Annotated in this window: 12 protein-coding genes and 2 riboswitches; of the genes, 7 read left to right on the top strand and 5 right to left on the bottom strand. The window is 40.5% G+C overall.

Translation table 11 applies throughout. The annotated features are described in order from the left end of the window. Nucleotides 1-31: 31 nt before the first annotated feature. On the bottom strand, nt 32-679 hold the full coding sequence (locus tag G7035_RS14350; protein WP_016818614.1) for a hypothetical protein: 648 nt from the start codon (nt 677-679) through the stop codon (nt 32-34). Beyond that, on the bottom strand, nt 673-2001 hold the full coding sequence (locus tag G7035_RS14345; protein ID WP_019688427.1) for a radical SAM/SPASM domain-containing protein: 1329 nt from the start codon (nt 1999-2001) through the stop codon (nt 673-675). The genes G7035_RS14350 and G7035_RS14345 overlap by 7 nt, the downstream gene beginning before the upstream one ends. Before the next feature lie 575 nt (nt 2002-2576). On the opposite strand from G7035_RS14345, the gene G7035_RS14340 reads away from it, so the two are divergent. Next, entirely contained in the window at nt 2577-3323 is a 747-nt protein-coding gene (locus G7035_RS14340) for a LytR/AlgR family response regulator transcription factor (RefSeq protein WP_226888824.1), read from the top strand. Between the two features lie 293 nt (nt 3324-3616). Continuing rightward, a complete protein-coding gene (locus tag G7035_RS14335) occupies nt 3617-4342 on the top strand; it encodes a sensor histidine kinase (protein ID WP_230877782.1) in 726 nt (241 codons plus the stop codon). Between the two features lie 126 nt (nt 4343-4468). Here G7035_RS14335 and G7035_RS14330 read toward each other — a convergent pair whose 3' ends face one another. Further along, nucleotides 4469-5887: an alanine/glycine:cation symporter family protein gene (locus G7035_RS14330; protein ID WP_038978208.1), complete on the bottom strand. Its 1419-nt coding sequence runs from the start codon at nt 5885-5887 to the stop codon at nt 4469-4471. A gap of 159 nt (nt 5888-6046) precedes the next feature. Then, nucleotides 6047-6141, bottom strand: a riboswitch (glycine riboswitch). Nucleotides 6142-6152: 11 nt separating this feature from the next. Next, nucleotides 6153-6237, bottom strand: a riboswitch (glycine riboswitch). Nucleotides 6238-6405: 168 nt separating this feature from the next. Further along, complete coding sequence (locus tag G7035_RS14325) at nt 6406-7863, bottom strand: glycoside hydrolase family 1 protein (RefSeq protein WP_019688429.1); 1458 nt, start codon at nt 7861-7863, stop codon at nt 6406-6408. 212 nt (nt 7864-8075) lie between these two features. Here G7035_RS14325 and G7035_RS14320 point away from each other — a divergent pair, with 212 nt between their 5' ends. From G7035_RS14320 to G7035_RS14305, 4 genes are all read left to right on the top strand, one after another. Further along, nucleotides 8076-9047: a LacI family DNA-binding transcriptional regulator gene (locus tag G7035_RS14320; RefSeq protein ID WP_019688430.1), complete on the top strand. Its 972-nt coding sequence runs from the start codon at nt 8076-8078 to the stop codon at nt 9045-9047. A 233-nt stretch (nt 9048-9280) separates the two neighbouring features. Then, entirely contained in the window at nt 9281-10129 is an 849-nt protein-coding gene (licT, locus tag G7035_RS14315; RefSeq protein WP_016818607.1) for a BglG family transcription antiterminator LicT, read from the top strand. Between the two features lie 226 nt (nt 10130-10355). Continuing rightward, nucleotides 10356-12212: a beta-glucoside-specific PTS transporter subunit IIABC gene (locus G7035_RS14310; RefSeq protein WP_019688431.1), complete on the top strand. Its 1857-nt coding sequence runs from the start codon at nt 10356-10358 to the stop codon at nt 12210-12212. 135 nt (nt 12213-12347) lie between these two features. Next, complete coding sequence (locus G7035_RS14305; RefSeq protein ID WP_019688432.1) at nt 12348-12863, top strand: thioredoxin family protein; 516 nt, start codon at nt 12348-12350, stop codon at nt 12861-12863. Nucleotides 12864-13054: 191 nt separating this feature from the next. Here G7035_RS14305 and G7035_RS14300 read toward each other — a convergent pair whose 3' ends face one another. Continuing rightward, the gene (locus tag G7035_RS14300; protein ID WP_019688433.1) at nt 13055-14410 is read right to left on the bottom strand and encodes a sugar phosphate nucleotidyltransferase; all 1356 of its coding nucleotides are present in this window, start codon (nt 14408-14410) and stop codon (nt 13055-13057) included. A 160-nt stretch (nt 14411-14570) separates the two neighbouring features. On the opposite strand from G7035_RS14300, the gene G7035_RS14295 reads away from it, so the two are divergent. After that, the gene (locus G7035_RS14295; RefSeq protein WP_016818602.1) at nt 14571-15266 is read left to right on the top strand and encodes a response regulator transcription factor; all 696 of its coding nucleotides are present in this window, start codon (nt 14571-14573) and stop codon (nt 15264-15266) included. The last annotated feature ends 4 nt before the right edge of the window (nt 15267-15270 follow it).

Here is a 15270-nt window from a genome sequence, read left to right as displayed (position 1 = left end):
AACATACAGTTTAAAAACTATATGCTACTTATCACTTTTGAGCTGCAATAGAAAATGCACTGTTTTCAAGCGTGATATTTATCTTTGCTTTACCTGCACCATTTATATAGTTATATGTTAAGTTTGGTCTAAACAATGGCCATCCCGCAGGAACACTTAATGCACTTGCAGTCGTCTTAACTGTAACTGTGTAATCCGAAGCTCCTTTACTAAAAGTTAAGGAACCTGAACCTTTTGTATTGTCATAACTAATGGCTTTTGAGTATCCTACAGGCACCCGAACTGACATTGAGGAACCATCTACACCTGTGATATCAAGATTAGTATTTAGCTCTGGAAGTGAAACTCCAGCCTTTGTACTTTCTACCGTTATTTTTTCATAACTTTTATCAGGAATTAAAATATTAACTCTGTCGGAAATGCCGTTAGCTGAGCCTTTCCCCTTTACTGTGATGTAAATTGTAGATCCACTTAATGTAGAAGTGACAGTATACAAGGATTTGTTATACTCATAACTAAAATCACTTGCTGAAGTTTTTGTAACGGTGACATTACAATTTATAGCCGTTAGATTGATATTCTTAACATCATTTGAAGCTGCATTACTTGAAGCACCTAATGGCATCCCCATAAGTAAGAAACCACATAAAACAATACACATTTTTTTTAGCATTAACATGATTCAGAAACCTCCTTCTTATTTTCCGTTAATTGTCCAGCCAGTAATACTTTCGTGCACTCGGTAATATACTCCTGCAAATTATAACGATATTGCTCACATATGTTAAAGTCTGCCATTCTATTGTGAGGACATCCTCCTAAACACACAGGTAAGTACTTACAGTCTGAACATTTTTCATCTTCAGTAGGATCATATAATAAATAACAACCAAGAAGCTCAGTATTCCATTTCACTGATGTATCTTCATTTATATTTCCAACACACTGCTCAATAATTCCAATATCGCTCCAACATTTATATAAATGACCAAGAGGATCAATAACGAAACTATTATATTTGTCCGCAGAACAATAATTACCTTTAGGTGCAGGATAAATATAACTAATTGGGATATCATTTTCCGACATAAATTTTAAATTAAATTTTGAATACATCTCGTCTGTCAAGCACTTAGTTCCCTCATACTTTCCATTCGTCGGCGTAACTAATCCTAGATAAGGTATTACATTTTCCAATAAAGAATTTTCCTTTAAGAATCCTACGATTTCATGTAAATTCAACCAGTTGTCTTGGTCAGTATTTATTCTCATAAATATCTTAATCATCCCTTTAATTTGCTTGAGGTTATTCATTATGACATCAAATGTCCCTCTTCCACTTACTAAAGGGCGTCTAAGATCATGTACTTCTTTAGGACCGTCAACAGTGACTTGAATATCATTTACTCCACATGATATTAACGTTTGAACTTTTTCTTTATTTAAAAGATAGCCGTTTGTAATGACACTGGCCGTATATTGTATATTGTTTTCTTTACATATTTCCAAAAAATCTTCCGATATCCTAACTATCTGCTTCATTGCAATCAAGGGTTCACCGCCATACCATGTAACATTAAGAGTGTCAAGTTTACTAGCATTTGCTTTAACAAAATTGACTATACTTTGAGCTGTTTCTTCACTCATAGTTTTGTTATGATATTGGTCTTTCTCAAAACAGTATACACATCGAAAATTGCAGGCCATTGTAGGGGCAATTGTTAGCATTAAATTAGAAGATTCAAACCGATTTTTTAAGAGGTTTACCTTTACATATGCTTTTTCATTCATATTATCTTCTACGATATAGCCACATTCGATAAGATTTTTAAGATAAGTATCATTATTTATTGCCAATCCATTGTTTGTATGTTCACAAAACTGTTTATAGTACTCCGGTTCAAGAACTGCCAATGCACCTGTTCGAGAATTATAAAGTACCGTTTTATCGGTATTTTCAATAATGTCATTAAAAATAAAGTTATATTGCGAAGCTTTCATTTTAGCCCTCCTTAGAATGGATGCGGTCCCTATGTAATTATGAATCGATTAACTAGTGACAAAATTCACATAAGTTTTAAAAATAAGATGTACGCTCATTCTGAGTTGTAATAGCATTCTCGCAGTGCACACTAGCCACCAAGAATAGATGTCCATCATCCGAAACCGGACTGAATTTAAAAGCCATCCTACACCTTTATAGTTTATTCATATACTTTATTCTCTCTGGACAATATCTATACTAGATAGCTTTTCCTTCTCGGCTTTTAATGTAGCATAAGGCAAAAAGAAAAAATAAGCTTGTATCCTGAAATGCAAAAAAGTCCATCTCAACGACCAAATATGTCAGCTTCATGTGAGATTAATATTTTTGTTACCTATTCTAAGTAATAAAGAAGAACGTATCCATTCCCTCGCCTGGGCTACGTCCTCTCCACAGTATAAGTATGCATTTGAACTTTTACTAACAAAAATTCCATAACCTGATGGTAATTGTTTTCATATGTAAAACATCACTTCGAATAGACTTTTTTTACAATATACTGGATTTATATAACATATTTGAGGTGGTCTATTTGTTTCAAGTTGCTGTTTGTGACGATGATCCCGCAATGCATAAAATTTTACAACACTTTTTCATGTGTATGTCAGTAAGTGAATCCTTAGATTTTAATCTACAATTCTTTTTATCTGGGGAAGATCTAATCAAATCTTACAGTTCACAAGAGCGATACCCCTTTCATATTATCTTGTTAGATATTGAAATGAGGGAATTATCGGGAATTGAAACTGCAAAACTTATTCGCCTTTTTCCTGACCGAGAAGTTCAAATCATATTTCTAACTAACTATCCAGAATACATGCTAGAAAGTTTTGAAGTACAAGCATTTCAATATTTACTTAAACCCCTTACTTATAAACTCTTTGTAGAAAAGATAAATAAACTATGTCATTATATGCGTTCTTCAGTATCCCACTTTCTGTCTGTGAAAAATAAAACTGAGCATCTTGTATTGAGACACTCTGAAATCATAGCCATCTCAAAAGGTGAAAACAATTACATCCATAATGAACTTTGTATTGCAACGGATTCACACAACTATTTTATTTCCGGAACGTTGAAAGCGGTTTATGAACAATTAAAATATCCGTTTGTGTTTATACATAGGTCAATAATTGTGAATTTAGTTCATATACGTAAGTTTTCAGCTACTTCTGTTATTATGTCAAACGAACAAGAATTCCCTGTAGGTCGTTCTCACGCTAAATCGCTTCGTGAGGCGTATGCTCGTTTTATAATTTCTCGTTTTCAGGAAGGGTGAGTTTTTTGAATCATTGCGTTTACATTAATGTCACCTCGTTTTCTAATTACTCTTTATTTTTATTTAGCACAACAAAGCAAAGTGATTTTTCCAATCCAATAGTTAACCTTTTTTTACTTTTCGCCTCTTTACACTTCATACTTATTACAGTACTAGTAGTTCATTATTTTAAAAAAGGAAGAAAATACAAGATAGGGATTGTGTATTATTTTGTAATATTAATAGGAACATCGTTTAACTTGCTCATACATTACGGTTTATTTTCTTTTATGAAACATAATTTATTCTTTATAATGTCAATCATCAGTATTCTTGGAATGAACGTGATTATTGTCTTTCTAACGGACAAGTTGATAGAAAAGTCAAACCTCTCATGCTTTTTTCAAAAGCAAATGCTGATGCAAGAAAAACGTTATAAAGAAACAACTCGATCTCTTAGTGATATCAAACGAAGTATTCATGATTTCAAAAAACAGTTAATATTTGTCCGTGCTTGTTTACAAGAACAGAGGACGGAAGAGGGTGTTAATCACATCAACCAAACTCTAAAAAATATAGACTCACCAAAACTTCATATAACAACAGGACATCTCGTTATTGATGCTTTGGTAAATCATACTTTCAGCATCGCTAATAAAAGTGGGATAGCTTTCTTCCATCAAATCCATATTAACCCGGCAAATATTAGTATTGGAAGTCATGATCTATGTATTGTCTTAGGTAATGTTTTCGATAATGCTATTGAAGCTGTAATGCAGCTTCCTAGAAAGAAAGAGCATTCAATTCATTTGGAAATTTTCACCGATAATTTTGCCCTATGGATTTATGTTCGCAATTCAAAAAGTAATTATCTCAATACAGCATTCTCAACCAAAACATACAATTCCCCTTCAAAAAAACACGGGTATGGATTACTTAACATCCAGCAAGTGATAAAGAAATATGGTGGTTATTTAAATACAACTATTACGGATTCGCATTTTCAAATTACGATTATGCTCCCATGTAATAACTCTTAGGTTTGTAAACGTTATGGATTAAGAGATATTCAGAATAAATAAAATGTCGGTAATCACCAGTCTTATAACCTAAAAAAAAGGAGTACCCTCAAGCCTGTGATGGCTGAGGATACTCCCTTTTAGTATTTATGAATTTACCGTTTGTCCCTTTTCTTCTACTTGGATAGCCGCCCCTACATTGGCACCAGCAAGAATACCCTTGTTCTTATTAGGATACAAAGAATTCATATAAGTCCGGGTTTCTGCAACAACAATTCCCGACAAGCCGAGCAGTGCAATCAGGTTCGGAAAAGCCATCATGGCGTTAAAAATATCTGCCAGCAGCCAGATGGCATCGAGCTTGATGAACGCGCCTCCGGCAACCAGTACGATGAACAGATAACGGTATGGTTTAATCCACTTGACCCCAAGCAAATATTCAACACAGCGTTCCCCGTAGTAGTTCCAGCCAAGTATCGTTGTGAACGCAAATAAAATAAGGCTAATCGTCACGAGCTCTGCTCCAGCCGGAAAGGCACTGGAAAACGCATGCTGAGTCATCAGACCTCCATCATCATTTCCACTCCATATTCCCGTAACCAGCAATGTAAATCCTGTCAAATTACAAATAATCATCGTATCGATAAAAACGCCCGTCATGGATATTAGCCCTTGTTCTGCGGGCCATTTCGTCTTAGCTGCTGCTGCTGCGATTGGCGCACTTCCCAAACCAGCTTCATTTGCAAAGATCCCTCTGGCAACTCCGCTTCGCATCGCCAGCATAATCGTGGCTCCGGCAAATCCACCCGTCGCAGATGTTGTCGAGAAAGCCCCTTGTAATACTAGTGCGATCGCATGAGGAAGCTCTCCTGCAAACTTAATAAGTACGATTAAACAAACCACGATATAGAGCCCCGACATGAATGGAACAATCTTTGTGGATACCTTGGCGATACTTTTGAGTCCTCCAATCGTAACAACAGCCGTCAACACGGAAATAATGATTGCTGTAACTACTGTTGGCACGCCAAAGCTACTTTCCGTAGAAGAAACGATAGCCTTTACTTGCGGAAAAGTACCGATTCCAAATAGTGCTACAAGAATACCAGAAAAGGCAAACAACATCGCCAGCGGCTTGAAACGGCGGCCAAGCCCATTTTCAATATAATACATCGGTCCACCCGAAAATTGTCCGTTCCGGTCTTTAACACGGTATTTAACGGATAATAGCCCTTCCGCATATTTGGTTGCCATCCCGAAAAAAGCTGCAACCAGCATCCAGAATAATGAACCGGGCCCACCCAGTTTGATCGCTGTTGCGACACCGACGATACTTCCCGTACCTACAGTAGCTGCAAGTGCCGTACTCAATGCTCCAAAGCTACTGACATCCCCGCTGCCTTCGTCCGGCGCTTTACCAATTAGCTTGAGCGCTAAGGGCAATCGAATAATCTGAAGCATCTTCAGACGGATCGTTAGCCACAACCCAGTGCCCATGACGAGAATTAGAAGCGGCGCTCCCCACATCCAACTGTCAATCGTTTCTAACACATGTACCAAATTCATTTCAACCCGCTCCTTCAGCATAGTAGAAAACAAAAAAGAGTCAAATCTGTTGATTCGACTCCTGGAGAGGTTAAAGGCACGAAAAAATACAACCATCTTGTGCAGGATTTCACCTCTAAAAGCTTATAAAAAAGCCTAGGGCTATCCCTGTCACAGGTTATTCGCGTCTCTGTCCTTTTGCCTGAGAGTTTAAGCAGATGTGATCTGCGGTGCACCTTCGGCGCCCAATTAAGGGTCTCTCCAGAGTTCTGTCCGTTTACGGTCCCTGCTCGTTGCTGTAAATCAGCCTAAGCACCTGAGAGTTTTGCCCCTTCGGTTGGAACTTTCATTCCATCTCCCGCAAACATCAACCAGACATATGAAATTTTTATTCATTATACAGAAAAATTTCAGCTTATTACAAGTGAAAAATTTGTGAAGCCCTCTGAAAGAATCAATAGAGTGTCTATACAAAAAGCGGGTACAACAGATTGCATCCTGAGGATTTTCTCTGCTGTACCCGCCAAAACGTTATGGAATTATAATTCTTCACCGTTGGTTGCTATCACATTTTTATACCAGTTAAATGAGTCCTTTTTGGAGCGTTGAAGCGTTCCGTTACCGTCATCATCCAGATCAACGTAAATAAATCCGTAGCGCTTGGACATTTCGGACGTAGACATGCTCACAAGGTCGATAGGTCCCCAACTGGTGTAACCAATCAGATCAACACCGTCAGCAATCGCTTGCTTCATTTGGGCAATATGCTGACGCAAGTAATCAATGCGATACGTGTCATGCACAGAGCCGTCTTCTTCTACCTTATCATACGCACCCAGGCCATTTTCCACGATGAACAGTGGCTTTTGATAGCGATCATAAAACGTATTCAGTGTAACACGCAGGCCGATCGGATCGATCTGCCATCCCCAGTCGGAAGACTGCAGATACGGATTTTTCACACCGCCTATCAGGTTCCCTGCTGCCTTTTCGCCTTCTGGCCCTGCCGATACGGTCAAGGTCATATAGTAACTAAATGAGATAAAATCGACCGTGTTATTTTTCAAAATTTCGGCATCGCCGGATTCTGTCTGGATCACAATATTATTTTCTTCAAAATAGCGGTTCATATAGTTGGGATATTCCCCACGAGCATGCACATCCGTAAAGAACAGGTTCATTTGATTTTCATGCTGTGCTTTCAGGATATCTTCTGGGTTACACGTATGTGGGTAGCTTTCAATGCGGGCCAGCATACAGCCGATCTGAGCGCCCGGAATGATCTCATGTCCCCGTTTGGTCGCCAATGCACTTGCTACAAATTGATGGTGCAATGCTTGATATATCGCTTGTTGCTTGTTTTCTACACGGTCAATAACCACACCTCCGCCTGTAAACGGGCTCATAGTCATGACATTAATTTCGTTAAAGGTCAGCCAGTATTTTACTTTATCCTTATAGCGTGTAAATACCGTTTCGGCATATTTTACGTAATGATCCACGACTTCGCGTCCCAACCAGCCATTATACTTCTGTGTCAGACCTAGCGGTGTTTCATAATGCGACAGTGTTACCAAAGGCTCAATACCATACTTGCGCAGCTCATCGAATACATTGTCGTAGAATTGCAATCCCGCTTCATTCGGCTCGGCATCATATCCATTCGGGAAAATCCGCGACCAGTGGATGGACATCCGGAATACTTTAAAGCCCATTTCTGCAAACAAGGCAATATCTTCTTTGTAGTGGTGGTAAAAGTCCACACCTTCACGCTTTGGAAAACGGGCGTTTACCTTCCCTGCCAAGATGTCCTCCAGTCGTTCGGACGAAATTTCTATAGCATGATCGTTCTTACGTTCTGATTTAGGTACATAGGCTATCATGTCTGCGCTGGACAGACCTTTTCCATCTACGTCAAAAGCACCTTCCAATTGGTTGGCTGCAGTTGCCCCGCCCCAGAGGAAGTTTTTCGGGAATCCTTTTAGCGTCTTCGTCATGGTATGAAAACCTCTTTCCTTAATTTAATGTTTTCACTTTAGTCAGTAACCCGTCAGGTGCTGCAATGCGAATCCATAACTAACGGTAACCGTTCTCCTTTGAAATGCATCGACAGATGCTTTAAAATAGACGTAATGCCCTCATAAAGCATCCTAATTGTTGTAACGCGTTTCATGTCAAGTATTTTTTTTCTCAGGTGAGGAGAAGCATCATGTCGAATCTTGATCAAATTGCAAAACTGGCGGGCTTTTCCAAAGCTACGGTATCCAGAGTGTTAAATCAGTCCCCCCATGTAAGTCACGAAACCAGAGCTAAAATTTTAAAAATCATGCAGGAATTAGATTATGTTCCTAATCGGAATGCGATCTCTCTATCCAAGGGTCAGACGCTTCAGATTGGTATCATCACTTCAACTATCAATGAAATTGTGCTGGCATTTCTGGACAGCTTTGTGGAAATCGCAGGCCAATATGAATTCCAAACCATTATTTATACTTCGGGAGAAGACAAAAAGAAAGAGCTTCAAGCTTTCGAGGATTTAAAAAGAAAAAGAGTCGATGCGCTGGTCATCATTTCCTGCGTGAATGACACTGATTTTTTGAGTACCTATTGCAAATATGGACCGATCGTGGCATGGCAACGAATGGAGCATACCGATATTCGCTCCGTCGCTATGGATCAATATGAAGGATACATGTTAGCATTAAAACATTTGATACAAAAAGGCTATACACGTATAGCCAATGCTTTTGGTCGTCCAAGCAGCATCAATACTCACAGCAGACAACGAGCCTATGAGCAGATCATGAGTGAACACAATCTGCCGGTGCTGCCACACTGGAACTATTCTTCTATTTATAACATTCGTGATGGCGAACAGGTCGTGCGCAATTTGTTACAGCATCGTGAGGAATTTCCAGAGGCTATCTTGTGTGCTAACGATTATGTAGCAGTGGGCATTCTCTGCGAAGCGCGCAGACAATTGCTGAGGGTACCGGAAGATCTGGCGATTGTTGGGTTTGATAACACGGAGCTGGCGCACACCATGGGGATTACAACGGTTCAAAATCCCATTATGGCTCAGGCGGAAAATGCCTTTTTCATGCTTTCCCCTCAGCTGATTGGACGCCAAATGGAGCTTCATTCGCTAGAATACAGTCTCATTGAGCGTACGACCACTTAAGGGCACAATTGACTTGCAAATTAGGCAAATGGGCCTTGATATGAAATATTTTTTGTCGAAAGAGAATAAAATATGTTGAAATCGCTTTTTTTTGTGCTACAATAGCACTATATCGAAGGATTGTGACCGGTGATGCGGGCAATGCCTGAGTTCAATTGAGTGCTATTGCTAACAATAGTGTTGAATTGTGCTTGGGCATTTTTTATTGGTAAAGGATGGGAGGGGGAACTTCAATGATTATTGAGAAGGTGCTCAATAACAACGTCCTGTTGACTAAAAACGATAAAGGCAAAGAGGTCATCGTCATGGGAAGAGGTATTTCCTTCAAAAAGGTGGCTGGGGACCAAGTCGATGATCATAAAATAGATAAGATTTTCATGTTAAATGAAAACGAGTTCACGGCCAGACTAACTGAGCTGCTAAACGATATTCCTGTGTCTCATCTGGAGGTCGTGAATGAAATCGTGACCCATGCAGCCGAAGTGCTGGATACGGAGTTAAGTGATAACATTTATTTAACATTGACCGACCATATTCATTTTGCCATACAGCGGGAAGAAAAAGGATTGGCACTCAAAAACGCGATGCTGTATGAAATTAAACGCTTTTACAAAAAAGAATTTGCAGTTGGGCTGGATGCTCTACAAAAAATTGAAAATACGCTCGGTGTAAAATTGGGCGAAGACGAAGCGGGATTTATCGCATTGCATATGGTGAATGCGCGGATCGACGGTAACGAAATGAAGGCTACACTAAAAATGACTGAGATTGTCCAACACATATTGAATATTATTACGTATCATTACGGGATTGTGCTGGATGAGTCTTCTTTTAGCTATTCGAGATTTTTGACCCATTTGCAATATTTTGCAATGCGAGTGATTCGCAAAGAGGTTATTCACAGTGGTGAAGAATTTTTGTACAACCAGGTAAAGCAAACATATACCGAGGCTTTTGCTTGTGCCCAAAAAATTAATGAGTATCTGGAAAAAACATATGATCAATATTTAAGCAAAGATGAGTATGTATATCTAACGATTCACATTCATCGGGTAACTGAGCGTAATAACATATCAGGCTAAAAACTTTATATCCCCATCGTTCATGGATTGTGACTGGTAAGGCAGGCAAAACCTAAACTGATGGTGAAATCGACGTTCCCTTATAGGAGGAGTGCGCAGTTTTCACCACGAGTTTAGGTTTTTCTTGTTTACAAGGTTAAAAAAGATGCACGCCGGCGCATCTCAGCAACAAATGTAAACGGTAAATCCTATCAGTAGCAAGAATAACACTTAAGGAGTTCTGAACATGAGTGATAAAGAGCTATCCAAAAAAATAGTGACTCTCGTTGGCGGCGAAGAGAATGTCAATTCGGTATTCCATTGCGCTACACGCTTGAGATTTAAATTAAAAGATCGCACAAAAGCGGACAAAGCTGCACTGGAAGCAACACCTGGTGTCATTACAGTGGTGGAAAGCAGCGGCCAGTTCCAAGTGGTCATCGGTAACAATGTAGGTCAGGTCTTTGAGCATATGATGACAGAAACAAATCTGCAGGATGCAGATAACCCAAATGCGAAAAAAGAAGAATCTTCCGAAAAAACGAATTTTCTTGGCAAAGCGGTCGATATCATTTCCAGCATTTTCTCACCTCTCTTGGGTGCTCTTGCCGGAGCTGGTTTGCTCAAAGGGATTATGGCCTTAATTGCGTCGCTCCATTGGATTGATACTGCAAGCGGTACGTATCTCATTCTGAACGCCGCTTCGGACAGCGTGTTTTATTTCTTGCCTATATTCCTAGCTATTACATCGTCCCGTAAATTTAAGACGAATGCCTTTGTATCGGTCGCAGTTGCTGGAGCCCTCGTCTACCCGGATGTTATTGCTGCGGTGGACCATCCGGCAAAACTGGCTTTTCTCGGAATTCCAATCATTCTGATTAAATATAGTTCTAGCGTAATCCCAATTATTCTCGCGGTATGGGTACAGTCCTATGTGGAACGTTGGTTTAATTCCTTTGTTCATCAATCGGTTAAAAACATTATCGTCCCTATGCTATCACTGCTAGTTGTTGTTCCGTTGACGTTTTTGGCCTTTGGTCCAGTCGGTAACCTGATCAGCCAAGGCTTGGCGAACGGTTTTACATGGGTGTACAATTTAAGCCCATTGATTGCCGGAGCTGTTGCTGGGGCATTCTGGCAAGTATTTGTTATTTTCGGCGTACACTGGGGCTTCGTTCCTATTATGCTGTCCAATATTCAAACATTGGGTTATGACACGATGCTTCCAATGCTTACAGCAGCCGTACTTTCTCAAGCGGGTGCAACACTGGGGGTATTCCTGAAATCACGAAATACTCAAATGAAAGCTTTGGCTGGTTCTTCTACACTGGCAGCTGTATTCGGGATTACTGAACCTACGATTTATGGTGTAACTTTGAAATTGAAAAAGCCTTTCATCTATGCTTGTATTTCTGGTGGTATTGGGGGCGCGATTATCGCTTCCGGCGGAGCAACTGCAAAATCCTTCTCCCTGCCTAGTTTACTGGCGTTGCCAACTTATTTTGGAGCTGGGTTCTTGTGGGTTGTTATCGGCTTACTCGTTGCCTTTTTACTTGCAGTTGTATTGGTTATGATTTTGGGCTTTGATGATCCAAAAGAAGAAGCTGCAAAAACAGAAACAGCATCCGTAAAAAAAGAAGTAGCGATCGAAAAGGAAATCCTCGTAAGTCCGCTGCAAGGTAAAGTGCTGCCATTGGAACAATCTTCTGATGTTGCTTTTGCTTCAGGCGCTATGGGGAAAGGAATCTTGATCGATCCTACAGAGGGTGTGCTGACTTCTCCGGTTAACGGAACGATTACGACAGTATTCCCGACCGGACATGCCATCGGTATTACTTCCAATGACGGAGCAGAAATTTTGATTCACGTTGGTGTTAATACAGTGAAGCTGAAAGGACAATTCTTTGACAAACGCGTCAAAGAGGGTGATGTGGTGAAGCAAGGACAGTTGTTGCTTGAATTTGATATCGAACAAATTAAAGCGGCAGGCTATACAACGACTACGCCGATCATCGTAACCAATTCCGCTCAATACCTGGATGTACTGAACACCATGGAAACGGAAGTGAAGCGTGAGGATTACTTGTTGACCGTTGTAGTCTAACGTTTAACTTTCAGACTAAAATAAGCTTTCCTAATGGAAAGCTTATTTTTTTATACATCATGAGACAAGTGTTACAGCGAAAAATGGAAATATCATATATTGTAAGTTTGAGATTGTAAAAAAAGGAGGATTTCTGTGAAAAAAGGATATATCGCCGGGTTAAGTGTCATTGTGTTGCTTATCATTGGTATCGCTATTTCAGCTGTAGTTAAATTTCAAGACCTGGAGCAGGTAGTTCAGCAGAAAGATAAAGAGATCCAAGCGAGCAAAAGCAATTACCCCGAAATATATGACCACTTGAATGCGGTTACAATGGATGGTTTTAAACAATTGATTCAGCAGGATCAAAGTGTATTTGTCTATGTTGGCAGACCCAGTTGTGGCGACTGCAATCGGTTTGAGCCTAACTTTAACAAGATGATTGAACAGTATAATCTGGGCTCCAAAATTACTTTTTTAAACGTTCACAAAATTCATAAGGACAAATCCCAATGGAATAAGTTCAAAGCAGATTACAACGTAAAATACACCCCCACGATTGCAGAATTCAGGAACGGCAAGCAGGTGGATAAAATAGAATGGACGCCAAAAAGAGATCTCAGTACAGATGCCGTAAAAGAATGGCTAACCTCCAAAAAACTCATTTTATAACCTCTTTTTTATCCATTTCATTGAGAATAATAGAGTTGTTCATGCAAAAAAGGTATTCAAGCGAACAACGCATGAATACCTTTTATTAAGGATGTCCAAATCATCAAGCTGATTAAAAATAGTTCCTAGCGCTCTTCACTCGCTTCGGATAAGCCTTGTTTACACCCATCTGTTCCTATATTGCAGGCGCATTATACAGTACGAGCATCAATCGAATCGGGAAATTCATATCGAATAATATCCGTTTCGGATACGATATGTCCGATTTGTGACTCAATGAATTCCAAATCTCCCTCTACTGCACCTATAAAATGCTTGGTACCAGGTTCTACAACGATGACCATACCAGGGCTGAATGTCTGTGTCATCCCATTGATACAGACGCTTCCGGTTCCTGAAACAATGGTCCAAACTTCTTTTCGGAACTGATGCTCATGATAGCTGATAAATCTCCCGTTCGAAATGACAACACGTTTGGTGATCGTTTGTAACCCGCTTGCCGCTTGTTGATGGGACAAGACCGTTTGCTTTCCCCAGAATCGCTCCTCAAAACGCGGTCCAATTTCAATTTCTGCCACCATATCCTTAATTCCTGTTGATGATTGTCGATCCGTAACCAGCACACCATCCGGCCCAGCAACAACAATAATGTTTGGGACATTCCAGATGCTAACCGGAATTTCCAGTTCATTGATGATATGCGAGTCATGTGATGCTTCCGAAATATATCCGGGACCGCTTAGCTTTGAACTTACTTCCCGCACCAACGAATCCCACGTTCCCAAGTCCCTCCACTCTCCATGATATGGGAGCACGGAGAGCTTACGAGTGTGCTCTACTACCGCAATATCAAAGCTGGTTTTAGGCAAGTCTGCGTAATTTGTCGAAAGTGTTTTATAATCGGCTGGTAAACTCATTTGCGCCAGCACATCCAATAAAAAACCGAGTCTAAAAGCAAACACTCCGCAGTTCCATAAGGCTCCTTCACGGATCAAGGCTTCAGATCGAATCAGATCGGGCTTTTCTACAAATGAACTCACCCTATAATATTCCTGGTCAAGTAAAGGAGCTGAAGGCACAATATATCCATATTTATCTGAGGGCTCCGTTGGAACAGCCCCCATCAATGCGATATGGCTTCCTGATTGCTCTAATATGGAAGGAAGCCTGCGCAGATGCTCGAAAAATTCATCCCCCGCATAGCCATCCACCGGCATGACCCCCACGATCTCGTCACGTGATGCACCTGCAATGTCATGCAAGTAAGCGGTAGCCAAGGAAATGGCCGGGAAGGTATCCCGCTGAGTCGGCTCCTCAATCACTACAGCGTCTCCACCAATTTGTCCCTGAATCAGTTCGACCTGAGTTCCACTCGTAGAAAAATAGGCTTGATCTGCCAAATTCGCCTCATCCAACTGCCTCCATATCCGTTGCAGCATGCTTTCCGGCCGCTCGTCATGACGTAGGATGGAAAGAAACTGCTTCGGACGGTTCACATTGGATAAGGGCCATAGACGTTTACCCGAGCCTCCGGATAATAAAATCATTCGCAAAGATGCAACCTTCTTCCTCTAAATTCATATTTTCTTACATTATTGGACTGTTTGCTTTTCGTGCTTTTGCCGAATACATAAGTATGTATCATCGTAGAACATACATAGTTATGCCATGTTAATGGTATCTTTGTCCGTACAGGAGATGTCAGTCATGCCTATAAAAATACTCATCCTTGAAGATCAAAAAAGTTTGGCTGATATGATTGCTCTTCATCTTCAGGAGGAAGGCTATCATACCGAACTAATCTATGATTGTAAACTCGCAATTCCTACATTAATGCACTTTAAGCCGGACATTATTGTGACCGCTCTAATGTTTTCCGGTAAAGTCGAATCTGAGCTAATCAGTCACATCCGTCAATTCACCACGGTTCCTATGCTCGTCATCTCTAATAACACCCTGCTGAATATAAGAATAAAGGCTTTGGATGACGGAGCGGATGACTTTTTATGCAAACCTTTCAGTCTGAGGGAGCTAAATGCCCGCATCAAAGCCTTGCTGCGCCGCAGTGGTAGCAACATGCTCACTGAATCACGAACGATAACCCAAAAGCTTAAAAAGGTAAGAGTTTGGGTGAATGATTACCGTCATAGCCTGTTGGTCGATGACCAGGAAATCGAAGTTACTCACATCGAATTTTCTATTATAAAAGAGATGTCCAGCAATCCAGGGAAAGTCTTTACCCGTAGCGAGCTGATGGATCGGGTCAAAGGCGGAGATGGCGCTTATCTGGACCGTACCATCGACGTACATATCTCCAGCCTCCGCAAAAAAATTGAGCGTGATCCTAAAAATCCTCAGCATATCCGTACCGTTTGGGGCAGAGGCTACAAATACGAGATGTAGCCAT

The sequence above is a fragment of the Paenibacillus polymyxa genome, from assembly GCF_015710975.1.
In the GTDB taxonomy this organism is placed as follows: Bacteria; Bacillota; Bacilli; order Paenibacillales; family Paenibacillaceae; genus Paenibacillus; species Paenibacillus polymyxa.
Note: the sequence above shows the minus strand (reverse complement) of the source record. Positions and strands in the feature narration are given on the sequence as shown.